Annotated in this window: 28 protein-coding genes; 16 read left to right on the top strand and 12 right to left on the bottom strand. The window is 73.1% G+C overall.

The features are described from left to right. Positions 1 to 47 precede the first annotated feature (47 nt). Positions 48 to 938 (top strand): RNA polymerase sigma-70 factor, encoded by an 891-nt coding sequence (locus tag B0I28_RS03380; protein WP_106362374.1) that lies wholly within the window; start codon positions 48 to 50, stop codon positions 936 to 938. 209 nt (positions 939 to 1,147) lie between these two features. Here B0I28_RS03380 and B0I28_RS03375 read toward each other — a convergent pair whose 3' ends face one another. Together B0I28_RS03375 and B0I28_RS03370 are read right to left on the bottom strand one after the other, a co-directional pair. Beyond that, on the bottom strand, positions 1,148 to 2,332 hold the full coding sequence (locus tag B0I28_RS03375; RefSeq protein ID WP_181245616.1) for a serine hydrolase domain-containing protein: 1,185 nt from the start codon (positions 2,330 to 2,332) through the stop codon (positions 1,148 to 1,150). Between the two features lie 147 nt (positions 2,333 to 2,479). Beyond that, positions 2,480 to 2,935 (bottom strand): hypothetical protein, encoded by a 456-nt coding sequence (locus B0I28_RS03370; RefSeq protein ID WP_106362372.1) that lies wholly within the window; start codon positions 2,933 to 2,935, stop codon positions 2,480 to 2,482. A 189-nt stretch (positions 2,936 to 3,124) separates the two neighbouring features. Here B0I28_RS03370 and B0I28_RS03365 point away from each other — a divergent pair, with 189 nt between their 5' ends. The 5 genes from B0I28_RS03365 (at position 3,125) to B0I28_RS03345 (ending at position 6,865) form a co-directional block, all read left to right on the top strand. Next, positions 3,125 to 3,526, top strand: a complete 402-nt coding sequence (locus B0I28_RS03365; RefSeq protein ID WP_106362371.1) for a YbaB/EbfC family nucleoid-associated protein — start codon at positions 3,125 to 3,127, stop codon at positions 3,524 to 3,526. Positions 3,527 to 3,534: 8 nt separating this feature from the next. Further along, positions 3,535 to 3,933 (top strand): hypothetical protein, encoded by a 399-nt coding sequence (locus B0I28_RS03360; RefSeq protein WP_106362370.1) that lies wholly within the window; start codon positions 3,535 to 3,537, stop codon positions 3,931 to 3,933. A 100-nt stretch (positions 3,934 to 4,033) separates the two neighbouring features. Next, positions 4,034 to 5,257: a hypothetical protein gene (locus tag B0I28_RS27060; protein WP_181245615.1), complete on the top strand. Its 1,224-nt coding sequence runs from the start codon at positions 4,034 to 4,036 to the stop codon at positions 5,255 to 5,257. 104 nt (positions 5,258 to 5,361) lie between these two features. Then, complete coding sequence (locus tag B0I28_RS03350) at positions 5,362 to 6,237, top strand: aminoglycoside phosphotransferase family protein (protein ID WP_106362369.1); 876 nt, start codon at positions 5,362 to 5,364, stop codon at positions 6,235 to 6,237. A gap of 127 nt (positions 6,238 to 6,364) precedes the next feature. Continuing rightward, on the top strand, positions 6,365 to 6,865 hold the full coding sequence (locus B0I28_RS03345; RefSeq protein WP_106362368.1) for a DinB family protein: 501 nt from the start codon (positions 6,365 to 6,367) through the stop codon (positions 6,863 to 6,865). Between the two features lie 41 nt (positions 6,866 to 6,906). On the opposite strand, the gene B0I28_RS03340 is transcribed toward B0I28_RS03345, so the two are convergent. From B0I28_RS03340 to B0I28_RS03325, 4 genes are all read right to left on the bottom strand, one after another. After that, complete coding sequence (locus B0I28_RS03340; RefSeq protein ID WP_106362367.1) at positions 6,907 to 7,512, bottom strand: copper resistance CopC family protein; 606 nt, start codon at positions 7,510 to 7,512, stop codon at positions 6,907 to 6,909. 81 nt (positions 7,513 to 7,593) lie between these two features. Beyond that, complete coding sequence (locus B0I28_RS03335) at positions 7,594 to 8,127, bottom strand: hypothetical protein (RefSeq protein WP_146147953.1); 534 nt, start codon at positions 8,125 to 8,127, stop codon at positions 7,594 to 7,596. A 126-nt stretch (positions 8,128 to 8,253) separates the two neighbouring features. Further along, positions 8,254 to 8,568 carry a hypothetical protein gene (locus tag B0I28_RS03330; RefSeq protein ID WP_106362365.1) on the bottom strand — a complete coding sequence of 105 codons (315 nt, stop codon included), beginning with the start codon at positions 8,566 to 8,568 and terminating at the stop codon, positions 8,254 to 8,256. Between the two features lie 396 nt (positions 8,569 to 8,964). Beyond that, positions 8,965 to 9,609, bottom strand: coding sequence for a TetR/AcrR family transcriptional regulator (locus tag B0I28_RS03325; RefSeq protein ID WP_106362364.1), 645 nt, complete (start codon positions 9,607 to 9,609; stop codon positions 8,965 to 8,967). A gap of 127 nt (positions 9,610 to 9,736) precedes the next feature. On the opposite strand from B0I28_RS03325, the gene B0I28_RS03320 reads away from it, so the two are divergent. The 6 genes from B0I28_RS03320 (at position 9,737) to B0I28_RS03295 (ending at position 14,435) form a co-directional block, all read left to right on the top strand. After that, positions 9,737 to 10,369: an FMN-dependent NADH-azoreductase gene (locus B0I28_RS03320; RefSeq protein ID WP_106362363.1), complete on the top strand. Its 633-nt coding sequence runs from the start codon at positions 9,737 to 9,739 to the stop codon at positions 10,367 to 10,369. Between the two features lie 211 nt (positions 10,370 to 10,580). Next, positions 10,581 to 11,360 carry a hypothetical protein gene (locus tag B0I28_RS03315; protein ID WP_106362362.1) on the top strand — a complete coding sequence of 260 codons (780 nt, stop codon included), beginning with the start codon at positions 10,581 to 10,583 and terminating at the stop codon, positions 11,358 to 11,360. 7 nt (positions 11,361 to 11,367) lie between these two features. After that, positions 11,368 to 11,661, top strand: coding sequence for a hypothetical protein (locus B0I28_RS03310; protein WP_106362361.1), 294 nt, complete (start codon positions 11,368 to 11,370; stop codon positions 11,659 to 11,661). 25 nt (positions 11,662 to 11,686) lie between these two features. Continuing rightward, a complete protein-coding gene (locus tag B0I28_RS03305; RefSeq protein WP_106362360.1) occupies positions 11,687 to 12,652 on the top strand; it encodes a hypothetical protein in 966 nt (321 codons plus the stop codon). Positions 12,653 to 12,654: 2 nt separating this feature from the next. Continuing rightward, positions 12,655 to 13,875 carry a hypothetical protein gene (locus tag B0I28_RS03300; protein ID WP_106362359.1) on the top strand — a complete coding sequence of 407 codons (1,221 nt, stop codon included), beginning with the start codon at positions 12,655 to 12,657 and terminating at the stop codon, positions 13,873 to 13,875. 38 nt (positions 13,876 to 13,913) lie between these two features. Then, positions 13,914 to 14,435 (top strand): hypothetical protein, encoded by a 522-nt coding sequence (locus tag B0I28_RS03295; protein ID WP_106362358.1) that lies wholly within the window; start codon positions 13,914 to 13,916, stop codon positions 14,433 to 14,435. Here B0I28_RS03295 and B0I28_RS03290 read toward each other — a convergent pair. After that, positions 14,432 to 15,643, bottom strand: a complete 1,212-nt coding sequence (locus B0I28_RS03290) for an ROK family transcriptional regulator (RefSeq protein WP_106362357.1) — start codon at positions 15,641 to 15,643, stop codon at positions 14,432 to 14,434. The two genes, B0I28_RS03295 and B0I28_RS03290, sit on opposite strands and share 4 nt — an antisense overlap. 171 nt (positions 15,644 to 15,814) lie before the next feature. On the opposite strand from B0I28_RS03290, the gene B0I28_RS03285 reads away from it, so the two are divergent. Beyond that, complete coding sequence (locus tag B0I28_RS03285) at positions 15,815 to 16,186, top strand: hypothetical protein (RefSeq protein ID WP_106362356.1); 372 nt, start codon at positions 15,815 to 15,817, stop codon at positions 16,184 to 16,186. An 8-nt stretch (positions 16,187 to 16,194) separates the two neighbouring features. Here the strand turns inward: B0I28_RS03285 and rocD are convergent, their stop codons facing one another. Further along, positions 16,195 to 17,394, bottom strand: a complete 1,200-nt coding sequence (gene rocD / locus B0I28_RS03280) for an ornithine--oxo-acid transaminase (RefSeq protein WP_106362355.1) — start codon at positions 17,392 to 17,394, stop codon at positions 16,195 to 16,197. A gap of 42 nt (positions 17,395 to 17,436) precedes the next feature. Further along, positions 17,437 to 18,285: a phosphotransferase gene (locus B0I28_RS03275; RefSeq protein ID WP_425433423.1), complete on the bottom strand. Its 849-nt coding sequence runs from the start codon at positions 18,283 to 18,285 to the stop codon at positions 17,437 to 17,439. Between the two features lie 47 nt (positions 18,286 to 18,332). Here B0I28_RS03275 and B0I28_RS03270 point away from each other — a divergent pair, with 47 nt between their 5' ends. Next, a complete protein-coding gene (locus B0I28_RS03270; protein ID WP_106362354.1) occupies positions 18,333 to 19,466 on the top strand; it encodes a glutathione S-transferase family protein in 1,134 nt (377 codons plus the stop codon). Here the strand turns inward: B0I28_RS03270 and B0I28_RS03265 are convergent. Together B0I28_RS03265 and B0I28_RS03260 are read right to left on the bottom strand one after the other, a co-directional pair. Beyond that, complete coding sequence (locus B0I28_RS03265; protein WP_106362353.1) at positions 19,463 to 20,617, bottom strand: alpha/beta hydrolase family protein; 1,155 nt, start codon at positions 20,615 to 20,617, stop codon at positions 19,463 to 19,465. The two genes, B0I28_RS03270 and B0I28_RS03265, sit on opposite strands and share 4 nt — an antisense overlap. A gap of 59 nt (positions 20,618 to 20,676) precedes the next feature. After that, positions 20,677 to 21,891, bottom strand: a complete 1,215-nt coding sequence (locus B0I28_RS03260; protein ID WP_106362352.1) for a low temperature requirement protein A — start codon at positions 21,889 to 21,891, stop codon at positions 20,677 to 20,679. Positions 21,892 to 22,055: 164 nt separating this feature from the next. Between B0I28_RS03260 and B0I28_RS03255 the strand changes: the two genes are divergently transcribed. Continuing rightward, entirely contained in the window at positions 22,056 to 22,628 is a 573-nt protein-coding gene (locus B0I28_RS03255; RefSeq protein ID WP_106362351.1) for a hypothetical protein, read from the top strand. Here B0I28_RS03255 and B0I28_RS03250 read toward each other — a convergent pair. After that, positions 22,622 to 23,116: a GNAT family N-acetyltransferase gene (locus B0I28_RS03250; protein WP_106362350.1), complete on the bottom strand. Its 495-nt coding sequence runs from the start codon at positions 23,114 to 23,116 to the stop codon at positions 22,622 to 22,624. The genes B0I28_RS03255 and B0I28_RS03250 overlap by 7 nt on opposite strands. Positions 23,117 to 23,179: 63 nt before the next feature. Between B0I28_RS03250 and B0I28_RS03245 the strand changes: the two genes are divergently transcribed. Then, entirely contained in the window at positions 23,180 to 23,734 is a 555-nt protein-coding gene (locus B0I28_RS03245) for a TetR/AcrR family transcriptional regulator (RefSeq protein WP_106362349.1), read from the top strand. The last annotated feature ends 93 nt before the right edge of the window (positions 23,735 to 23,827 follow it).

Genomic DNA, 23,827 nt, shown 5'->3' with positions numbered 1-23,827 from the left:
GTCCCGTGCGTGTGACAGTGCGAAGGACGAGCGGGCGGGAGGCCGGAATGAGCGCGGAAACCGACACCGGAACGGCGGTGTTCGTGCGGCACCGGAACCTGCTGTTCACCGTGGCTTACGAGATGCTGGGATCCGCCGCGGACGCCGAGGACGTCCTGCAGGAGACGTGGCTGCGGTGGATGGCCGTCGACCACGCCGCCGTGGCCGGGCAGCGCGCCTACCTGGTGCGGATCACGACGCGGCTGGCACTGGACCGGCTGCGGCACCTGGGCCGCCGCAAGGAGACCTATGTGGGCCCGTGGCTGCCCGAGCCGCTGCTGACCGCTCCCGACGTCGCCGACGACGTGGAGCTGGCCGAGAGCGTCTCGATGGCGATGCTGCTGGTGCTGGAGACCCTGGGGCCGGTCGAGCGCGCCGTCTTCGTGCTGCGCGAGGTGTTCGACCTCGGCTACGGCGAGATCGCCGAAGCGGTCGGCAAGTCCCCGGCCGCGGTGCGGCAGATCGCGCACCGGGCCCGGTCGCACGTCGCCGCGAGGCGCCCGCGCGCGGGCGCCTCGCCTGCCGACACGCGGGCCGCCCTCGACGCTTTCCAGCGAGCCGTCGAGACCGGTGAGCTGCAACAACTGCTCGACATCCTCGCACCCGACGTGGTGGCGCTGACCGACGGCGGCGGCCAGCGCCACGCGCTCCCGCACCCGGTCGTCGGGGCCGACAAGGTGGCGCGGCTCCTGGCCGTCGGCTGGTGGCGGCGCGACGCGGAGCGCACCGTCGAACCGGTCCAGGTCAACGGCGAACCAGGCCTCCTCGTGCGCCTCGACGGCAGGGTCGACGGCGTCGTGGCGTTGCGGATCGAAGACGGCCGCGTCACCGGTGCCTACCACGTGCGCAACCCGGAGAAGCTGTCCCGCATGGAAACCGAGATCAGCATGAGCCGTTGAAGCAAGCCCCCGCCGCAGACAGGCCTGCCGACGTAGTCGGCCTCGACCAGGCTGGCGAAGCCGCCCGGCGTCGAGCCGGTCCGGTTCCGCGGCGGGCGCGGCGGTCTCGTGGAGCAGCCCAAGGAGTTCGCGGAGATGCTGCGGGCCCTGCCGACCGAGGGCCGGACCCGGTTGAGCCCTGGGGCGGATCGCCCCGGGGGTTTCTGCAGTCAGTTGCGGCCGCAGAGGGCGTGTTCGATCAGGTCGTTCGTGGCGAGGTTCTGGGCGACGCCCGATTCGAGGGAGTCGCGGAGTTCGGTGGAGCTGAAGACGGTGGCGGAGTGCGCGCCGTCCCCGGTGGCGGCAGCGCGGGTCATGGCGCCGGTGATGTCGCCTCCGGCGACCCACAGGCCCTCGCCGCAGTCGTCGAAGCCGAGGCGGAACACGCCCAGGCCGTACGAGGCGCCGCCGGGCCAGATGAGATCGTAGCCCTCGCCGGTCACCGGGACGGTCCGCTGCATCTCCTCCATTTGAGCGGGTTCGAGCAGGTCGCCGCCGATGAGGGCGCGCATGAAGCGGTCGACGTCCTCGGTGGTGGAGACCAGGCCGCCGGAGGCGTCGTGGTCGATGTACTCGGTGACGTTCACGAGGTCGCCGCCCGGCTCGAACCGCTGGTAGAGCTCAGCGCGGGGCTCGGGGGTCTTCGCGGTGAACCCGGCCCAGAAGGTGTCCTCCAGGCCGAGGGGCCGCGCGATCCGGTCGTGCACGGCCTTGGCCCAGTGGTGGCCGGTGGCCTCCTCGATGATCATGCCCAGCACGATGTAGCCGGGGTTGGAGTACGACCACTGCTCCCCCGGTTCGCCGACGGGCCCGGCCGCCAGCGCGGCCGCGAGGACCTCTTCGGGGTCGGCGATGTCGTAGCGGGTGCGCTGGAAGTGGGCCTCGGTGCCCCAGTCGGGCTCGTCGGCGTAGTCGGGCAGGCCGCCGGTGTGCTGGAGGAGCTGGCGGATCGTGATCTCGCCGCCGTCGATGCCCTCGGCCTGGACGACGCCGGGGAGCCAGTCCTCGGCGGTGTCGTCGAGCGAGAGCGCGCCCTCGCCCGCGAGTTGGAGCACGACGGTGGCGACGAAGGTCTTGGTGACGCTGGCGATCCGCATCAGCCCCTCGTCGTCGACGGCCTCGCCGGTCTCGATGTCGGCGACGCCGCTGACGACGGCGCGGGTGTCGCCGTCGCCGTCGGTGACGCGGGCCTGGACGCCGGTGACGCCGACGTCCACGATGGCGTCGGCGTCCCGCTGGAGCCGGTCCGGGGAGGGGCGCTCTTCGGCGGAGGCCTGCCAGTAGGAGGCGGCGGAGACGGCGGCCGCGACTGCCGCCGCCGTGAACGCGGCCAGGGCGATTCGTTTGCGGTGCATGGTGTTCCCGTTCGAGGTGGTGTGCTCCGGCATCATCGCGATGCCGCGGTCGCCACCATCCTCACGGGAGGGGACGGCCTCCCGCCTCGGTCGCGAGGCGGGACGCCGCGCCGCTGAGTCCGCCGAACGGCCGACTCAGGCGCCGGGTCAGCTCGCGGCGGGCCGGGCCGACCACTGGGCGCGCAGGGCCGCGAACATGGGCTTGCGGGACGGCGACTCGGTGAGGCCGCCGTGGAGCATCGCGGTGATCGCGGCCGTGGCTGCGGCGTTGTCGGCGGCGCTGACGCCCTCGGCGACCATCGAGAGGACCTCGTCGGCCGCGGCGGCCACGAGATCGGCGTCGCCCTTGCGGGCGGCGCGGGAGAACTCCACGGCGAGGTCCTTGTCCCCGTTGATGTTGCGCGCGGCGCACGTGTGCAGCCGCTGGCCGTAGCCGACGCCTTCGATCCAGCATTCGGCGAGGTAGACGAGCGTGCGGGCCGGAGGGTCCCACCGCAGGTCGCTGCCGATCAGCTCCGACAGGGCCGGGAGCTGGCGCGCCTGGGGGTAGGTCGATTCGAGGAGCGCGTCGGCGTCGGCGTCGGTGAGGTATCGATAGGTCATGGATCAACGGTAGCCCTCCCGGAGGCCGCCGCCGCGTTCCGCCAGGGGTAATCCGCCTCGCCCCGGCGTGCAACGCCGCCGAGATCACGTTCCGGGGCGGCGGGCGGCCGGGCGGCGCGCCCGCGGGCGTTTTCCGATCGAATGACCGGGATACGATGAGCCGGTTTCGTGAACGAGAGGGGAGCGCCCATGGCCGAGGCAGACGACAAGGCGCGGCGACTGGCGGAGGCGCGGGCCGAGCTCGCGCGCGCGGCCGCCGCGCCCGAGGAGGGCCGGGCCGAGCCGGTGACCGTGGAGGCCGCGAAGGGCCGCATCCGGGTGACGCTCGGCGCCGACGGGCGGGTCGCGGAGATCTTCGCGGACCCCAAGGCGTTCAAGGAGGGCACCGACTACATCGCCGAGCACGTGCTCATCGCGGTGAACGAGGCGCTCGGCAAGCGGGCGGCGATGGTCACCGCCGCGGACGCCGTCCCGGACCTGGACGCCATCAACGAGTCCCTGGCCGCCGTGCAGGACGCGGGGGTGCGGCAGTTGCAGGCGTTCAGCGCCTCGATCAGCCAGGTCATGGCGAAGCTCGGCAGGAACGGCTAGGAGGACGCATGTTCGGAGAAGACCAGATCGCGGAGCAGCTCTCGGCGGCGCGCGACACCCTCGCGCAGGGGCCCGGCACCGCGGGCGCGCAGACGGAGCCGATCCTGACCGAGGCCGCCGACGGCCGCATCAAGGTCACGCTGGGGACCGACGGCCGGTTCGAGCAGATCAAGATGACCCTCAGCGCCCTCAAGGACGGGCCCGAAGCGCTCCTGGAGCAGCTCACCCTCGCCCTGAACACCGCGATCGACCTGCGCGGCGAGCAGACCGCCGTGCCCGTGCCGACCGCCGACCTCGGCGAGATGAACGAGCGGGTCGCCCAGATGCAGGACGCCTCGATCCAGCAGTTCAAGGACATGGACGCGTCGGTCCGCGAGCTCATGGCCCGGCTCTACGGGGGCCGCTGAGCGCCGGACGCCAAAGAGGGGCCGAGCCGGGCAACCGGGCTGCCGCACGCGCGCGTATTGAGGGGGTCATGTTCCGGCTCCCATCGAAAGAGCAGCAGTTATGCAGCGCAGTACCACCGCGGGCCTGGTCGGCATCGCGGTCGCCCTGGCGGCCGCGGCCGCGGCCGCGTGCAGCGGCGACGGCACGGACGGCTCCGGCGGCGACGAGGGCGGCGGGACCGCTGCCGGGTCGTTCGACGAGGCCCGCCTCGTCGAGATGGTCAACGAGACCGACCGCCTCACCGCCGAGCTCGACGCCGTCGAGCTGCGGCTCATGCAGCGGTGCCTGGAGGACCGGGGCTTCACCGTCCACGACCAGCTCTACTTCGCGCCCGAGCCCGAGCCCGCCGAGACCGAGACCCTCTTCGACTACTACCCCTACGACGGCTGGCTCCTGGAGAAGGAGGAGGCCGAGCGGTTCGGCTTCGGCTCCTGGAGCTGGACCGACGAGGGCCGCGAGTCGGACCTGGCCGCCGAGTACGACGAGTACCGCGGCATCGACGCCGCGGACGACGCGCTCGCCGAAGGGAGCCCCGAGGCCGGAGGCGCGCGCTTCGAGAACGACGCGTTCGAGGCGCTCTCCCCGCAGGACCGGTACGACTGGTACGTCGCCTTCTACGGCGAGGCCATCGCCGCCGACGAGAACGGCCACCTCGTCGGCGAGGACCGGGCCCCGGCCGAAGAGGCCGACGAGGGCGAGATCGACATGGACGAGCAGCCCGACTACGTCGAGCCCGAGCCCGGCGGCTGCAAGCGCGAGATGATCGACGCGCTCTACGAGGGCCTCGAACTCGTCGTCGAAGGCGGCGAGGGCGAGGAGTACTCGGCCGCGTACTGGCACTACCGGCCCGCCACCCCCACCGAGGACTTCGCCGCGATGGCCGAGGTGAAGACGCGGTACCGCGAGCGGATCGCGGGCGCCGAAGGCGACCTCGTCGACTGCCTCGCCGAGCGCGGGCGCCCCGGGTGGGCCTTCGACGAGGAGGGCTCGCTGCCGGTCAGCGACTACCTCTACGAGCTGTACACCGGCGAGGCCGACGTCCACGACCACCCCGACCTGCCCGACGACGCGCCCGCCGACTACGAGGGCAAGCTCGCGTTCGAGATCGCGCTCGCCGTCGACGTCGCCGAATGCGGCGACGAGACCGGGTTCCGCGAGACCGCCCGCCAGGCCCACGAGGACACCCAGGCCGACTACTACCTGTCCATCGAGACCGAGACCTACGCCTGGCAGGACCAGATCCGCGGCATCCTCACGCACGCGCAGGAACTCCTCGAAGCCTGACCGGCCGCCCCCGGGCCCGCCCCGGGGGCGGCCGCCGCAAATCGGATGCGGCCGGGCCGCCCCGCATGGCACGATCACGGCTCCCCCACCGCAACGGAGACCGCATGACCGAGCCGACCGCGGACCTCGCCCGCGCCCTCGTCGCCGAGCAGTTCCCCCACTGGTCCCACCTGCCGGTCGAACCGGTCGCGCGGCAGGGCTGGGACAACCGGACCTTCCGCCTCGGCGACGAGCTCACCGTGCGCCTGCCCACCGGCCCGACGTACGCGCTCGCCGTCGCCAAGGAGGACCGGGTCCTGCCGCTCCTCGCCGCGCACCTGCCGCTGCCCGTCCCCGCGCCCGTCGCCACCGGCGCCCCGAGCGCCGACTACCCGCACCCGTGGTCGGTGCGGCGCTGGCTCACCGGGAATACCTTGCAGGACAGCGATATCGACAGGACCGAGTGTGCGCGCGACCTCGGCGCGGCGCTGACCGCGCTGCGCGCCGTGCCCGCCGCCGACGGCCCGGCCGCCGGGCGCCACTCGTTCTACCGCGGCTGCCACCCAAGCGCCTACGCCGACGAGGTGCAGCTCGCCCTGCACCGCCTCGACGGCGAGATCGACACGGCCGCATGCGAAGCGGTCTGGGACGCCGGGATGCGCACGGTCTGGCAGGGGCCGCCCGTCTGGTTCCACGGCGACGTCTCGCCCGGGAACCTCCTCGCCGAGCACGGCCGCCTCTCGGCGCTCATCGACTTCGGCACGTGCGGCACCGGCGACCCCGCGAGCGACCTCCAGATCGCCTGGGGCTACTTCGACTTCGAGGAGCGCCGCGTCTTCCGCGCGGCAGCGGGCCTCGACGCGGGCACCTGGGCGCGGGCCCGCGCCTGGACGCTGTGGAAGGCGCTCATCATGATCGCCGAGGTCTCCGGCTCGGACCCCGACGGCGTCCAGCGCCGCATCCTCAAGGCGGTCCTGGACGACCCGCTAGACTCGGACTGAACCGCAAGCGACGGAAGGGAGGTGGAAACGGTGTCGAATCCGAACGAACCGGTGTCCCCCTCCCGCGGCGTGCGCTGACGCGGCGGCTCCACGGGCGGGGCGGCACCCGCGAACCTGGAGTATCCGTATGAAACGCCAACAGGTGCAACCGCAACCGATCGACGAACGCACCGCTCTGAACGAGCGGCTGCGCTGGCAGCGCCAGACCGTCCGCAAGAAGGCCGAAGGGCTCGCCGAGGCCGAAGCCCACCGTCCCTACCTTCCCTCACCGCTCATGACCGTGGCGGGACTCGTCTCCCACCTGCGGTGGAACGAGCACGCGTGGTTCGAGGTCTGCCTCCTCGGCGAGCCCGACCGCGGCCCGTGGAGCGACGACGACCCCGACGCGGAGATGCGCGTCGACGGCGTGCCGCTCGCGCGATTGCTCGACGAGTACGACGAGCAGTGCGCCCGCTCGGTCGCCATCGCCGACGCGCTGCCGCTCGACGCGCTCGAACGGAACGCGCCGCCCGAGGGCGAGCCGTGCTCGCTGCGGTGGATCCTGCTGCACATGATCGAGGAGACCGCCCGCCACAACGGGCACATCGACATCATGCGGGAGTTCGCCGACGGCGTGACCGGGGAGTAGTCGGCAAGGGCGGCACGCCTTCCGGCGTGCCGCCCGCTCGGCTACTCGGCGGCCTTGCGGCGGCGGTTCAGCAGGACCGCGATGCCGATCGCGACGGCCAGCAGCACCAGGAGCGCCCCGGCGATGACCGCGGCGCTGTTGCCGGAGTCCTCTTCGGCGGCGGCGGCTTCGGAGGTGGACTCGGTCTCGGCGGGGGCGGATGCCGCGGTGGTCTCGGCGGCGGAGCTCGTCTCGGTCTCGACCGGGTTGAGCGACAGCTCGTTCGGGATCTCGGCGACGGTGAAGCTGACGGCACCGTCGATGCGGTGGCCGTCCTCGGAGATGACCCGGTACGCGACCGTGTACTCCCCCGGCTCGGCGTACAGCATCGGCTGCGTGAACGTGTCGCCCTCGAAGACCGGGTCCCCGGCGTCGATGACGGCGCCGTCGGGGCCGGTCACGGCGATCTCGGTGGAGGGCCCGTCGAGGTTCTCGGAGAACGTGGCGCTCACCGAGGCGGGCGCGGTGTCGAGGACGGCGCCGTCCTCGGGGTCGGTGCCGACCAGGCCCGCGTGGGCGGAGGCCGGGGCGGCGAAGGCCAGCGCGAGGGCGAGCCCGGACGCGGCGGTGAGCATGGTGCGCAAGGTGTTGCGGCGGATGGCGGTCATGGTGGTGTGCCTCAAGGGTCTCGGAGCGTCCACCCGCCGGGGCGGCGGGTGCGGTCGGCGGAGTCGCGGGCGGCCGGGGGCCTATCCCGCGAGCGCTCCGAGCGGGGGTCCGCGCAGCGGGGCGACCGCGGCGAAGCGGCGGGCCTTGGGACGCGGGGCGGCGTGCGCGGGCGCGGTGCGCGCGGGCGCGACCGGGGCCGCGGCGAGCAGGAGGGCGAGCGCCGGGGCGGCGAAGAGGGTGAGGAGGTCGGCGAGCGCGGCGAGGGCGGCGTCGCCGCGGGCGAGCCACAGGGCGGTGGCGGCCGCGGCGAGGAGGTGGACGCCGGTCATCGTGAGGCCGGGGTCGAGGTGGGCGAGGTGCCCGGAGGCGAGGGTGAACCACACGTGCAGGACCGCTTGGGCCGCGATGCAGGCGGCGAGGAGGCCGAGGGGTCCGCGCTGGCGCTTCCCGAGCGGGACGGCGGCGGCGGTGACGGCCGCGACGGCGGCGGCGAGGTGGAGCGGGTCGAAGCGGTGGCCGCCCGCGGCGAAGTGGAGCGCGGCGGTGACGCCGGTGCAGGCGACGGCGAAGACGAGGGCGCGGAACCCCCGGATCAACGGCCTGCCGACATGCACCGAGCGATTCTCGCACAACTCCTCGGTCGTGACACGGTGCGACCGCCTCCTGTGAACGGGTCCGCCGGCCGGCTGCAGCGCCCCTCCTCGGGGCGCTCCCTCCCCAGCCGGTCCGGCGGTGTCCCGTCAGGAAGCGGTCGGCGCGCCGACCTTTGCCGCCGTCACCACGGGCGGGTCGAGCGCGGGTTCGGCGCTGTGGCTCTCCCGCCACCAGCGCACCAGGTTGCGGATGTAGATGACTTGGAGTCCGATGACGAGCGGGGCGAGGCCCCAGACGTCCCAGACCACGATGAAGGCGATCCACGGGATGCCGCCGAGCACGCCGAGGAGCCAGCCGAGGTTGTTCTTGTTTCCGGCGAGCCAGTAGGCGATGAGCTGGTTCGCGCTGAGCAGGATGGCGACCGCTTGTCTCACGAAGTCGCCGTCGAAATCGAGTGCCACGTCTAGACCTCCTGGGTCCAGCAGGTCATGCCACCGGCGGGTGCCGCGGCGGTGGAGGGCGCCGGCGGTCCGGCGAGGGTCCGACCGGGTGTACCGGCGGAGGTGTTGGTGTCGGCCGGTCGGTGGACCGGCTCCGGCGGGGGAAGGTTGGCGGGGACCATGATCGAATCCTATGGAGGATTCCGGAAAGTGAGTGTCGCGTTACTCACTACGGGTGATGTCGGATCATGGACGCAATGCGTTCCGGGCATTTCGGGAGGGGCTTCGCTCCTGCCGCACGGGGCCGCTCGGGCCGCTGCCGTGACGTGCAGTCCTCCAACATGTGTTGTCGGAATGCGCAAGCAATGTGGATCAGCGTAGTCCCCCGGGCCCGGAAAAGCGAGACCGCGGGGCGGTTTATTCGGGCCCGCGCGGCGGTTGTTCCGGGCCGGCGCGGAAGAGGCGTTCGACGAGGTCCTGCCAGGCGTCGGCGAGGCGCATCGCGCCGCCGTCGCGGGCGTCGGTGAGGGCCTGCGGGGAGGCCATGTAGAGCAGGAGCGGGCCTTCGAGGGCCGCGGAGAGCTGGAGGGCGAGGCCCTCGACGTCGCGCACGCCGAGGTCGGCCTGGCCCAGGAGCATCCGGATGTGGAGGCGGGTCATGTCGACCTCGACGGCGGGTGCGGCGACGTCGCGGTCCATGGCGGCGCGGGCGACGGCGAGGTTGTCGGTGAGGAAGCCGATGCGCACGCGGCCGTAGGCGATGAGGCGCTCGGCGGGGCCGGCGCCGGGGCCGAGCGGCGGGGGGCCGGAGAGCACGAGCTCCTGGAAGCGGCGGGCCTCCTCTTCGAGGAGGGCCTTGAAGATCCCGGCTCGGGAGCCGAAGCGGCGGAAGACCGTGCCCTTGCCGAGTCCGGCGCGCTCGGCGAGTGCGTCCATCGTCACATGCTCGGCGCCGCACTCTTCAAGCATCTCGCGCACGACGGCCAAGAGCCGCAAGCGGTTGCGCTTGGCGTCGGCGCGCTCGGTGCGCGGCCTGCCCAGAGGTACGACGGGTCGGTCCACGGGATCACTCTACCGGCCGGAAATATAAACGGGGTAAAGTCCGTTTAGTTGGCGAGGGGCCCGACGGCGTGCCCCTCCCGAACCGACCGCGCCGCCCGTGACGGCGCCGCTGCAAGGAGCCATCCGCATGAACCTGTTCCGCCTCGACGCCAGCATCCTGCCCGGGACGTCCACCAGCGCCGAGATCGCCGACCTCGCCGAGGCCGAGTGGACCGCCGCCCACCCCGGCGGCACCGTCGTCCGCCGCCACCTCGGCACCGACCCGCTGCCCGCCGACGCGTGGGCGAACGCCACCATCGGCTCGCACACGCCCGAGGAGCACCGCGAGGCCGCGCACGTCGAGGCTCTGGGCCTCGCCGCGCAGCTCGCCGAGGAGCTCCAGTCCGCGGACGCGGCGATCCTCGCCGTGCCGCTGTACAACTACGGCGTCTCGCAGCACTTCAAGACCTGGACCGACCTGGTCATCTCCGGCGCCGGGCCGACCACGCCGGTGCTCAAGGGCACGCCCACGGTCCTCGTCACCTCGCTCGGCGGCGGCTACGGCCCCGGCGCGCCCCGCGAGGGCTGGGACCACTCCACGCCGTACCTCCAGCGCGTCCTCGGCGACATCTGGGGCGCGGACCTGACGATCGTCAAGCGCGAGCTCACCCTCGCCGCGACGACCCCGGGCATGGAGGCGCTCCGCGACCTCGCCGCGGAGCAGCACCGGCAGGCCCTGGACGCCGGCCGCGAGGCCGGGCGCGCGCTCGCCGGGATCTGAACGCGGCACCGATGCGAGGGCCCGGCGGTGATCGTCCCGCCGGGCCCTTCCGCGTCCCCAACCGCCGCAACGGGATTGCGATATCAAATCAGTCCACTGTGGCCTCTCGGAGCATGAACTGCCACAAGGGATCTGCGGCGCTTCGCGTGGCATCTGCGGTTTATCCTCTTAGCAGCCCCCTCGCGATGCCTGACAGGGACGGAGACCCCCCTTGACTGACACCGGACCCCCGCCGCCGACATACACCAGCGCCGACGGCGGCGTCACCGTCGTCGACGGCAACGGCGCCCCCGTCGTCCGCCTGACGGTCGAGGCCCTGCGCCTGCCCGCCCGCGAGCTCGCCGAACTCGTCACCTGGACCGCCCGCGAAGCGGCCGACGCCGTCAGGGCCGCCGAGGCCCACGAGTCCCGCTCCGCCGCCGACGCCCTCGCCGAGCTCAAGAACCTCCGCGACGGGCTGCGCCAGGAGGGCCTCCAGGCCGTCATCGACCGCAAGCGGGCCGAGTACGGCGCCGACGATGAGGAGCTGCCGCCCGACGACCCGAGGTCCATGGCCCGCATGGGACTCGCCGACCAGATCCCCACCGCGGGCCTCGACGCCGCGATCCGGATCCTGGAGCGGTTCCAGCCCCGCCCCGGCACCCCCGCCGAGCTCGTGCCGGTCACCGGGCGCGCCACCGGCCCCGACGAGACCGTCACCGTCGAGTCCACCGGCGAGTACCCGATCGCGGGCGTCCTCCTCGGCATCCACGCCCGCGAGCTGGGGCCCGAGGCGCTCGGCAAGGAGATCACCGAGACCGCCGCGAAGGCCATCGCGGACCTGAAGGAGCGCCAGCGCGCCCAGGTCGACGGCCTCGGCCTGCCGCTGACGATGGAGCAGGTCGACGGCCTGCCCGGGGAGATGGACGCGTACGGGGACAAGGTGCGCGGCCAGTACGAGTACCTGCGGCGCCAGCACGACGAGATCATCCGCCGACTGCACGGGAAATGAGGACGCCATGACGAAGATCGACCCCGCCGCGCTGCGGCAGCTGGGCGCCGACATCCAGGCGAACGTGACGCCGACACTGGAGGAGGCCAACGAGATCCTCCCGAACCTGCGGAGCATCGACCAGACGCTGTACACCTCGGTCGCGCCGTCGCTCGCAATGGTCTACACGACCGCGGTGAGCTACATGAACGAGATGGTCCAGGGCGCGGCCGAGTGCTTCCAGGCCATGAACGAGAACCTCGACGGCTGCGCGACCTCCTGGGAGGACGCCGATCAGGCCTGCGCCTCCGACTTCAACTGACTCCCGAACCGCAAAGGAACGCGCAATGTCAATCGGCGCACCAGATCCCAAGAGCTTCCAGGGCATGATAGACCTGTTCGCGGTCGTGGCGCCGGCAGCGGCCGTCGAGATCGTGCTGCCCGCCTTCACGTTCGGTCCCTCGTGCACGCAGATCGCCCGCATCGTCTACATGAACCAGTGCAACCCCGGCCAGCTCATGATGGTCGGCGCGTACTGGTTCCAGCTGGCCGAGAAGTACATCACCGCGGGCAAGGGCCTCGATGAAGAGGTGTCCGCAATGGACTCCGAGGCGTGGCAGGGCGACGACTGCGACGCCTTCCACGAGCAGTCGGGGAAGGTGAGCACGCAGCTGTTCACGATCGCGGCGTTCGCGATCGAGGTCGGCGTGGGCCTGTTCACCATCGCGGCGCTGCTCGCCGTCATGGTCACCGCGTACGCGGCGCTCGCGACCTGCCTCATGGCGATGGCCGTGGTGTACTGGCCGCTCCAGGCCGTCCCGTTCACCGCCCCGGCCGCCGCGGCGGTGCGGACGGCGGCGATGTCGATCGCCGCGATGGGGCTGGGGGTGCTCCAGTCGCTCGACGGGGCGCTGAAAGTGGTGGGCAACTCGATCGCCGCGGCCATCGGCGGGGGCATGACCGTGTCGTGGACCGCCCTCGCCTCGCAGGGGAACGTCGTCAACCCCCTGGAGATGGTGGGCCCCACCGCGTTCAACATGATCCAGGGCCTCGCCCAGCTGGGCCTGCGCAACGCCGCCGCGCCGTCGGGCGGGCGCCATGTCGCGGGCGGTCTCGGGCACCTGTTCGTGGGCGGCCAGGGCGCGTACAACCTCGGGTTGAACGCCAACGACATCGCCGGGGACGGCGACGTCGACGGCGCCGAGGACCCGCGCTCGAAGTACGGGCTCGACCCGGGCAACCTCGACTTCATCCCCGCGATCGACCCGCCCGAGTGGGCCGACGACGACGCGCCCGACTGGGGCGGGAAGTAGCCGTGGCCTTCGCACTGGCCGCCGCGGCACTGCTCCTGGCCTGGCCGGTGCTCCCGGGGCTGCGGCGCCTCGGCCCGTTCAAGGTGTTCCCGCCGTTCCGCGCCTGGGCGGTGCGGCCGCATCCCGACGCGGCCGTGGAGGTCCGGACCGGGCGGCGGCTCGATGCGCGCACGAGCGCGACCGACGCGATCGTGGTGGTGCGCACCGCCTGGCGCAACCAGGACTCGCGCGAGGCCCGGCCCTCGCTGCGCGCTTCCCGGCCGCTCGCGCCGGTGGTCAGCGTCGACGGCGTTCCAGCCTCGTGGGGCTGGGGCGCAACGGAGCTGACGCTCACGCCGGGGACGCACCTCGTCGCCGTCGCGGGCGGGCACTCGCGCTGCTACCGGCAGGTGGCGCTCGCGGCGGGCGAGCGGCTCGAACTCGACTACGCGGGCGTCCTCGGCGACACCGCCGACCGGTTCGCCCTCCCCGGCGAACTGCGGGACCCCGTGTCGTTCATGGAACGCCGCCGTCCCGGATCGGTGGCGCTGTACTACCTCCTGCTGCTCGGCGGCGTCGCCGCCGCGGCCGCGCTCACCTGGACCGCCCTCGCGAACCCCGGCATCCTCGCCGCGGCCCCGGCCGCCGCGATCACGGTCGGGCTCGGCATCGGGGCCGCCGCGATCATTGCGGCGCTGCGGAAGCAGGCCCGGCTGCGCCGCGTCGCGGTCGCCGCTCCCCCGGCCGCCGACGACGAGCCGGTGGTCCTCGACGCCGACGAACCCGCCCGTATGGCCCCCGCCCCCGGCTGGGCCGGACTCGGCCTGCACCTGCGCTACACCCTGGACCGCTACCCGCCCGAGGCCGTCGCGGCCCTCGCGGGCGGGAAGCCGAACCCGTTGCAGCGCTGGCGGACCGTGCGCATCGGCGAACCCGCGGCCCCCGAATGCCGCCCCTGGGTCCCCGCCCCCGAAGTCCTCCTCGACGGCGAGCCCGTCGCCGCAGGCTGGACCCGCACCTGGACCCAGCTCGCCCCAGGCGACCACGACCTCGTCGTGCGAATCCCGCAGCACCCCACCCAGACCCGCCCGGCCACCACTGTCGACCTGACACGCGCCGAACACCGCACCCGCTTCCACGCCGCCCCCGGCGAGACCACCGCGATCGCCCTGCACGCCACGGTCACCGCGATCCCCTCGCCGAAGGGCCCGCACCTCGCGTCGTATTCGGCCGCACTGCACTAGCCCCGTCCCGATTCGCACACGTGTGCTTGAATACCGCAGTGCATGGAGAGAAACTCGGAGGGACCATCGGGTCCATCGGCGGCCTGGTCTTCGTCCTCGTGAACGCGGGCGGGCTGCCCGGGGTGCTGCCGCTGGTCGTCAGGATCGCCGGGGTCGCCGCGTTCGCGGCGGCGATGTGGGTCGTGATGCGGCGCCCGACCCCCGCGGGCGAGCCGCCGACGCGGCAGTCGCTGCGGACCTACTGGATCGCCGTGGCCGCCGAAGTCGTCGCGATCCTCCTGGGCGCCAACATCATCAACCGCGTGTTCGAGCGGCCGGAGCTGACCGTGTGCTGGGTGGTCCTCGTGGTGGGCGTGCACTTCCTGCCGTTCGCGAAGGCGTTCGACGCGCCCGTGTTCACGCCGCTCGCGTGGAGCCTCATCGGCCTCGCCGTCGCAGGCGGGGCGCTCGCGCTCGCGACGACGGCGACCGCCGCCGCGGCGACCGCGGTCATCGCCGGGTTCGTGCTGCTCGGGTTCTCCTCGCTCGGGTCGCTCCGCAAGGCCGAAGCCGGGGCCTAGAGCGCGGGCAGGACCCTGGTGGTCACCAGGCCGACGTCCCTCATGAAGCGCTCCAACGCGATCGCGGCGATCCCCTCCATGCCGTGCCTGCCCACCAGCTCGATCTCCAGGTCCTCCGCGGCGGACCCGGGGGCGTCGGCGCGGATGCGGCCCCAGACGATCGGCATCACCCGCTCGCGGCAGGCCGGGAAGTCCGGCCAGCCGGTCAGCGCGATGACCTCGGGGTTGAGGACCGCGACGAGGTCGGTGAGCGCCGCGCCGAGGTAGTGGGCGGTGCGGTCGAGCGCCGCGACCGCGACCGGGTCGCCCGCCTCGGCCGCATCCGTGAACGCGTGCAGGAACACGTACCCGTCGGGCCCGTCGAGGAGCGGATGGCCCGGATCGAGCTCGGCGACGGTCTGCCGCATCCCCAGGGCCCCGATGTACGCCTCGACGCATCCCTTTCTGCCGCACTGGCACAGGCGGCCGTCGAAGACCAGGAGGCTGTGCCCCCACTCGCCCGCCGAGTCGGTGGCCCCGCGCACGACCGCGCCGTCCTGGACGATCCCCGCGCCCACCCCGTATCCGAGGCTCACGGTCACGATGTTCCCGGACCGGCGCCCGGCCCCCAGCCACAGCTCCGCGGTCGCGATCGCCTTGAGCGGGTTGTCGACCACCACGGGCAGGCCGAGGCGGTCGCGCAGCCGGTCGAGGTGCAGCCAGATCCCGCCGGGCGTCGGCGCGGACTTGACGGGGCGCTGCATCCCGCCGGGGAGGAGCACGCCGACGCCGAGGAGGTCCCCGCGTTCGGCGCCCGCCCGGTCGAGCGCGGTGTCGAGGATGCGCACGATCCAGTCGATGACGTCGTCGGCCTCCTCGACCGGCGTCTCGGCGCTGGCGTTCACCGTGGCGAGGCGGCCCAGGGCCGCGTCGAACACGGTCGCCTCCAGGTACTTGTCCTCGACGTAGACCCCGGCGACGCGGCCCCTGTCGGCGTTGAACCGCAGGCCCGTCGTGGGCCGCCCGATGCCGTTGCCGATGAGGCCGGTCTCGGCGGCGATGCCGTACTTGAGGAGGTCGCCGACGACGGTGGAGACCGTGGCGGGGCTGAGGCCGGTGGCCTCGGCGAGCTCGTTGCGGGTGGTCTCGCCCGCGGCGAGGAGCGCGCGCACGACGATGAGGCGCGACTCGCTGCGGATGTCGCGGGACGTCCGCCTGGCGACGGCCATGGGCACTCCGGGGACTCGGTTCGCGGTGACGGGGAATCCTAGCAAGCCGGTCGGGCGCCCGGGGGCGCTCGTCGACTCGGACGGGGGACGCCACTTGGGGGCGGACCGGGCGGACGCGGTACAAATAGGGGGAGCGGATCAACCGTCAGGTGGGGGGAAGCGAGCACACCAATGCACGGCATCGGCGATTTCAGAGACCTCTTCGGCGACGACCGGTACCGGACCCCGGTGCGCCCCACGTACGCCACGCCCGTCCTCGGCGACGGTGAGGCCGGACGCGAAGCGCCCCTTGGGGACCCGCAGACGCGGGCGCGGCGCATCGCCGCCGCGGCGGCGGCCGTGTGGAACCACGAGGGGGTGCAGCTGGGCGGCTCGGACTACGCGCACCCGGTGGACCGGTCGTGGGCCATCGAGGCCACCGGGCCGGTGGTCGCGGACCTGCTCGCCGTCCTCAAGGAGCACGGCTGCGACGTGGACGACGAGCGGATCCAGGACGCCGCGGGCGCGATCGCGATCCTCGCGGCCCGCAGCTCCGACGCCTAGGACGGGCCCTAGCCCTCGATCGCCCGCTTGAGGATCGCGACGCCGCGGTCGATCTCCTCGGGCTCGATCACGAGCGGCGGCGCGATGCGCACGGTCTTCTCGTGGGTCTCCTTGCACAGCAGGCCGAGCCGCGCGGCCCGCTCGCACACCTCGCGGGCGCTGGGACCGCCGTCGGCGAGGTCGACGCCCGCCCACAGCCCGCACACCCGCACCGCGTCCACCGCGGACGGGTCGAGGGTCGCGAGCGCGTCTTCGAGGTGCTTGCCGAGGTCGCGGGCGCGGGCCTGCCACTCGCCGGTGGCGAGCATGGCGACGACCTCCGCGCCGACCGCGGCGGCCACCGGGTTGCCGCCGAACGTGGAGCCGTGGGTGCCGGGGGTGAACACGTCCATCACCTCGCGGTCGGCCGCGACCGCGGAGACCGGGACGACCCCGCCGCCGAGGGCCTTCCCGAGCAGGTAGACGTCGGGCACGACGTCCTCCCTGTCGCAGGCGAAGGTGTGGCCCGTGCGGGCCAGGCCCGACTGGATCTCGTCGGCGATCATCAGGACGTTGCTCTGGTCGCAGGCCGCGCGCACGGCGCGCAGGTAGCCCGCGGGCGGGACGATGACGCCCGCTTCGCCTTGCACCGGTTCGATGAGCACCGCGGCCGTGTCGGAACCGATCGCCGCGTGCAGGGCGTCGATGTCCCCGTAGGGGATCGAGTCGAACCCGGGCGTGAACGGCCCGAAGCCCTCGCGGGAGCCGGGGTCGGAGGAGAAGCCGACGATCGTGGTGGTGCGGCCGTGGAAGTTCCCGTCGAAGACCACGATCCGGGCCCTGTCCGCGGGGACGCCCTTCTTCGTGTAGCCCCATTTGCGGGCGGCCTTGATCGCGGTCTCGACCGCCTCGGCGCCGGTGTTCATCGGCAGGACCGCGTCCTTGCCGCACAGCTCCGCGAGGCCCGCGAGGAACGGCCCCAGCGCGTCGGTGCGGAACGCACGCGAGGCGAGGGTGAGCCGGTCGAGCTGGGCCTTCGCCGCGGCGATGAGCCGCGGGTGCCGGTGCCCGAAGTTGACCGCCGAATACGCCGCGAGCCAGTCGAGGTACCGGTTCCCGTCGGTGTCGGTCACCCACGCCCCCTCGCCTTCGGCGAGGACCACCGGCAGCGGGTGGTAGTTGTGCGCGCCGTAGCGGTCTTCGAGTGCGGTCGGGTCGGTCGCTTCCATGTGCTCCCCTTCAGTCGTCACGCCGGGTCCAGCCTATTGCCGTCAGGTCGCGAGGAGGCGCTCCAGCGCCGCGTCGCCCGCGGGCAGCCACGTCGGCTTGCCCCAGTGCCTGCCCTCGACGCCCGCGCGCCCGATGTGCTGGAGCCCGACGGCGCGGCGCAGGGCCCAGCCGCGGGAGCGGCGGACCGTCGCCTCGTCGGTCTCGTAGTGGTCGAAGAACGCGACGGGGTCCGGGAGGAGCAGCCAGGCCGCGCACAGGTCGGTGGCCGGGTCGCCGGTGCAGATGTCGCCGAAGTCGATGACGCCGGTGAGTGCGCCGCCCGCGGTGACGACGTTCGCGGGGTGCAGGTCCGCGTGGAGCCACACGGGCGGGCCGTCCCACTCGGGGGCCGCGAGGGCGTCGTCCCAGACCGCTTGCAGCGCAGGGTCGTCGAACTCCATCGTGAACGTCTTGAGCGGCACGCCGCGGTCCGTGGCGACCGCGGCCTCCTCCGGGGCGGGCCGGTGGAGCGCGGTGAGGAACGCCCCGAGGACGGCGGCCGAGGCGGCGTCGGTGACGGGCGCGACGTCGGCGGGGGTGCCCTCGACCCAGGTGGTGACGATCCAGTTCTTCGGGAACGCCTCGGTCGGCGTGCCGAGGTACTCGGGGACCGGCACGGGCAGCGGCAGGAGCGGCGCGAGGCCCGGGAGCCAGCGGTGCTCGCGCTCGATGAGCCCGGGGGCGTCCTCGGTGCGCGGCAGGCGCAGCGCGAGGTCCGCGCCGAGGCGCCACATGCGGCAGCCCCAGCCGCACTCGACGAGCCGCAGCTCCAGGCTGGCGAGGTCGGGGCGCTGGTCGTGCAGCAGCGAGCGGACGATGGTCTCGTCGGTCGTCAAGTCGTCCAAGGCGATCCCTTTCTGCGGAGTCCCGCCGAGCCTACTTGCGTAGGCTGGGGGCCATGGAAGAGCAGCACGAGCCGACCAAGGGCACGGAGCATTCGACCGCGGGCGCGTACGTCACCGGCGGCGAGTTCAAGCGCGATACGAACTACATCGAGGACCGGATCGTCGCCGACGTCGACGCGGCGCTGGCCGCGCCCGTGGAGGCGGCCTCGCCGATCGGGGACCCGCGGATCGCCGGGCTCACCGAGGGCGCCGCGGCGTGGCCGGTCGAGCCGGGCCGGTACCGGCTCGTGGCGGCGCGGGCGTGCCCGTGGGCGCACCGGTCGATCATCGTGCGCCGGCTCCTGGGCCTGGAGGACGCGATCTCGCTCGCCACGCCGGGCCCGGTCCACGACGTGCGGTCGTGGACGTTCGACCTGAATCCGGACGGCCGGGACCCGGTGCTGGGCACCGAGCGGCTCCAGGAGCACTACTTCAAGCGCTTCCCCGACTACCCGCGCGGCATCACCGTGCCCGCGATCGTCGACGTCCCCTCGGGGCAGGTCGTCACCAACAACTACCCGCAGATCACGTTCGACCTGTCGACCCAGTGGCGCGCGTTCCACCGCGAGGGCGCCCCGGACCTGGTGCCCGCGGGGCTCGTCGCGGACATGCTGCCGGTGGTCAAGCGGGTCTTCACGGAGGTCAACAACGGCGTGTACCGGGCCGGGTTCGCCGGTTCGCAGCGCGCGTACGAGCTGGCGTACCAGCGGCTGTTCGCGGCGCTCGACTGGCTGGAGGACCGGCTCGCGGCGAGCCGGTACCTCATGGGCGCGCACATCACGGAGGCCGACGTGCGGCTGTTCACGACGCTCGTGCGGTTCGACCCGGTGTACCACGGCCATTTCAAGTGCAACCGGAACAAGCTCACCGAGATGCCGAACCTGTGGGCGTACGCGCGGGACCTGTTCCAGACGCCCGGGTTCGGCGACACCGTGGACTTCGACCAGATCAAGCGGCACTACTACGTCGTGCACGAGGACGTCAACCCGACGCAGGTGGTCCCGGCCGGGCCGGACCTCGCGAACTGGCTCTCGGAGCACGGCCGCGAGCGCCTGGGCGGCTCGCCGTTCGGCGAGGGCACCGCGCCGGGGCCGGTGTCGGCCGCCGAGCGGCCGCCGGGCGCGAACCCGCTCTACAGCGCCCCCTAAGACAGCGACGCGAGGTAGGCCTGGAGCTCCGCGGCGTACTTCGCGGGGTCCTCGTTCCAGGTCGCGGTGTGGCCGGAAGCGGACTCGACGAGCGTCGAGTCCCCCAGCATGCCCGCGAAGTCGAGGGTCGCGGTGTGCTCCACGGTCCGGTCGGCGGTGTCGACGAACAGGAGCACCGGCATGGCGAACTCGTCGGCGAAGTTCCGCTGGTCGAGGTCGTGCAGGCTGATGTCGGCGCGGAACTCCACGACCCGCTTGGCGGCCCACGTGATCGGGTCGATGACGTTCCGGTCGGCGGCCTGCATGTCGAGCGTGGAGTTCCAGTCGACGCACGGGGAGTCGAGGACGAGGCCCTTGATCACGGACGGGTCCTCGATCTTGCGCGCGGCCGTGGCGACGGTCGAGCCGCCCATGGAGACGCCGTGGAGGACGACGTCCTTCGCGCCGTTGGCGAGCGCGTAGTCGATCGCGGCGATCACGTCGTCGGCCTCGTACTCGCCGAGGCTCATGAGCCCGTTCTCGGCGGCGGGCGCGCCCTCGTCGTTGCGGTACGTCACGTCGAGCACGGGGTAGCCGAGGCCGTGGTAGACCTCGGTGGAGCGCAGCAGCTCCTCGCGGGTGGCGTTGCGGCCGTGGACGCCGATGACCCAGGTGTCGCCGTCGGCCGGGACGAGCCAGGCGGGGGCGTCGCCGAGGCCGGTCGGGATCTGGACCTCCTCGAACGCGAGGCCGAGCGCGGTCTGCGGGTCGCCGCGGTAGCCGTACATGTCCATGCGGACCTTGAGGCCCTCGGCGAGGTCGCCGGAGAGGACGTTCTGGAGGGTGCGGGTGACGGTGCCGTCGTCCTCGGACACGATGTCGCCGACGACCGCGTGCCCGCCGTCCCAGGCCAGGCCCCACACGCCGCCCTTCTCGGAGGCCTCGTCGCGGGTGATCGTCACCGTGGTCTCGTCGAAGGCCTCGACGGTGAGCGAGTACTCCGAGGGCGAGTGGTCGGGCACGAGGACCTCGTTCGAGAAGTACCACCCGGCGCCGCCGAGCCCTGCGACCGCGAGCACGAGCACCACCCCCAAGGCGATGAACGTACCGCGCAGCCACTTGCGGCGCTTCCGGACCGGGGTTTCGGGAGTGTCGGTGTCGGTGGCGGTCACGTCGGGTCCTCGGGGCTCGAAGGGCGGTGGTCGCTCGATCCTAATGCGCCCCCGCCCGCTCAGGCCGCCTCGGCCTCCTCGGCGGCGGTGAGGCGGTGCTGCTCGACGACGCCGTAGACGACCAGGCCCGTGAGGGCCAGCGCGGTGACGACGGCCGCGCCCTGGATCGTGATCGCCGGGGCGAGCAGGGCCGCGCCGATCGCGACGGCGGCGGCCGCGAACTTGGCGGCGGTGTGGCCCGCGGCCATGCCGTGCTCGCTGACGGTCTCGATGAGGAGCGTGACGAGCAGCAGGATCGCCACCGCGACCGCGGGGACGAGGGCGACGGCGCGGTCGCCGAGGTGCACGTGCTCCGGGTCGGTGATGCGGACGACCGCGAGGGCGATCCCGGCGCCGAGCGCGGCGACGGACGCGAACACGAGGTAGTGGGCGTACGCCCACACGTAGACGGTGCGCGGGCCGCGGTCGAAGGCGTGGCCGCCGCTGAAGTCGAAGTAGATCCACCACAGGGCGAACACGGTGACCAGGCCCGCGGCGGCGAGCGTGAGGAGCGGCGCGGTGTCGAAGTCGAGGCCGGAGTCGACGGCGCCGGAGACGGCGATCGTCGCCGCCGAGACGGCCTCCCCGAGGACGATGATCGTGAACAGCCCGTAGCGTTCGCGGATGTGGCCCCAGTGGCCGCCGAGGCGCGGGTCCCAGCGCGCGATGACGGGGACGGCGAGGTCGAGCGCGAACCACACGAGCCATGCCTCGACGCGCAGGTCCATGGGCACCAGGAGGAACGCGACCCAGCCGAGCTGCACGAAACTGGTCCACACCATCATCTTCAGCGCGAGCGGGCGCATCGCCGGGTCGCCGGTGCGGTAGACGCGGCCCCACTGCGCGACGTACGCGAGGCGCATGACCACGTAGGACACGACGAAGATGCGGAAGTCGAGGTGCGCGGCCTGCGGCACGCCCGCGGCGAGGCCGAGGGACCCGGCGATCATGACCATCATGAGCAGCCGGTAGGGCACGTCGTCGGTGTCGAAGAAGTTCGCGAACCACGTGAACGAAACCCAGATCCACCAGATCGCGGCGAACGCGAACGCGTACCCGAGCAGCCCCTCCCCGACGTGCCCTTCGGCGGCGGCGTGCTCGAACTGGAGCGCCGCCTGCGCGACCGCGACGACGAACGCGAGGTCGAAGAACAGCTCCAGCCAGGTCGCCTGCCGGTGCCCCTCGGTGTGGTCGCGGGTCGCGATCGGCACCCGCCAGCGCTTGGCCTCCACCATGGCCCGTCCTCCCTCTCGCCTCACGCGGTCAGCGCACAGTATCGCCCGCGCGCCCCGGGCTCCTCCCCCCGGCGGCCGAAATCGGGGCGGCGCTCCGGCGCCGGAAGGGGCCCGGGCGTGGGATGATGAGGTCGGCCCTCCCCTCAACCCCTTGAGGACTCCGCATGCCCGGCTCCGAGGTAGAGCAAGTCACCGACCGTCCCCACTGGCGCGACGCGGTGCGCACCGCCGCGGGCGCGGCGCTCGCGTCCGGGGCCGTGGCCGCCGCGGCCGGGAGCACGAGCAACAGCTGGCCGCTCGCGCTCATCGCCGCGGCCGGGTTCCTGGCCTGGCCTCTGACGCGCCTGCGGAACCTCGCCAAGCGCCAGCCGGTGGCCGAGTTCGACCGGCAGGGCGTGCGGCTCTACCCGCAGACCTCCCAGCGCAACCGCTCCCTGAGCCCCATCGTGGAGCTGCCGTGGTCGGAGGTCAAGGGGATCCACTTGTGGCGCAAGCGGACCGGCCTGTACTGGACCACGATGGTCGGGGTTGAGACGGTCCGCGCCGACCACGCGCCGGGCGACACCGACCGGCGCGGCGTTCCGCCGCACGTGACCAGTGCGCTCGCGCGTCGCTCGGTCCCGTTCAGCGCCTCGGGCCGCGGCCGCCTCCAGGCCGCCGCGTCGCGGTTCTTCCGGGCCCGGATCACCGACGCCAGGAGCGCGCCCGCGACGGGGCGGCGCCGGAAGGTCTACTGAGGCTTGAGCTCCAGGACCCAGTCCTGCCCGGTGAGGTCGTGGCCGAAGCGGTGGAACGGCTCCTCCTTGTCGAGCGTGAACCCCTGGGCCTGGTAGATGCGGCGGGCCGAGGCGAGCACGTCGACGGTCCACAGGACCACCCGCTCGTACCCGGCCGCGCGCGCGAAGCCGACGCACTCCCCCACCAGGCGCGCGCCGAGGCCGAGGCCGCGGGCGGCGGGGTCGACGTAGAGGATGCGGAGGCGGGCCGTGCCCGGGGCGCCGTCGGCCACGAGGGCCACGCTCCCGGCGCGCTCGCCGTCGACGTCGGCGATCCAGGCGGCCTCGCGCTCGGGGTCGAGGTCGGCGAAACCGGACACGATCTTCGCGACCATGGCCTCGTACCCGTTCGACCAGCCGAGGGCCTCGGCGTAGTACTCGCCCTGGGACTTGACGATCCAGCCCAGGTCGCCGGGGCGGTCGGCCGGGCGCAGTTCGGTGTGGGCCATGGCGGGGTCCTCCAGACTCGCGATCGAGTGAAACACTCGTTTCAGTGGCTTTATGCTAGACCCGTGACCCTGGACCGCACCAGCCCCTCCGCCCGCCGGACCGAACTGCTCGAAGCCGCATACGCGTACGTGCTCGCGAACGGCCTCTCCGACATGTCGCTGCGCCCGCTCGCCGCGGCGGTCGGCTCCAGCCCGCGCGTGCTGCTGTTCCTGTTCGGCAGCAAGGACGGCCTCATCCGCGAGCTGCTGGCCCGCGCCCGCGCCGAGGAGCTGGCGCTCCTGGACCGCCTCGGGGAGCCCGTGGGTCTCGCGGCCGCCGCAGAGCGGTTGTGGGAGTGGGCCTCCGACCCGGGGCACCGCCCGCTGCTGCGGCTGTGGACCGAGGCGTACGCGCGCTCGCTCGTGGAGCCGGACGGCGCCTGGGCGGGCTTCGCGAAGGCCACCGTGGACGACTGGCTCGCGGTCCTCGCCGCATGCGAGCCGGGTGCGGACGAGGCGGACCTGACGCTCACGCTCGCGGTCCTGCGCGGGGCGATCCTCGACCTCGTCGCCACCGGCGACGAGGAGCGGACCGGGGCGGCGGTGCGGCTGCACCTCGACCGGCTCGCCCGGATGTGAGATACACGAGTATTCCTATCGTTTAAGTTGACATTCCTTGAGGGTGGCGATAGCGTTCGTGACGTGCCATAGTGCACATCCCCCCATACCATC

The organism is Glycomyces artemisiae (genome assembly GCF_003002955.1).
Taxonomy (GTDB): domain Bacteria; phylum Actinomycetota; class Actinomycetes; order Mycobacteriales; family Micromonosporaceae; genus Glycomyces; species Glycomyces artemisiae.
Note: the sequence above shows the minus strand (reverse complement) of the source record. Positions and strands in the feature narration are given on the sequence as shown.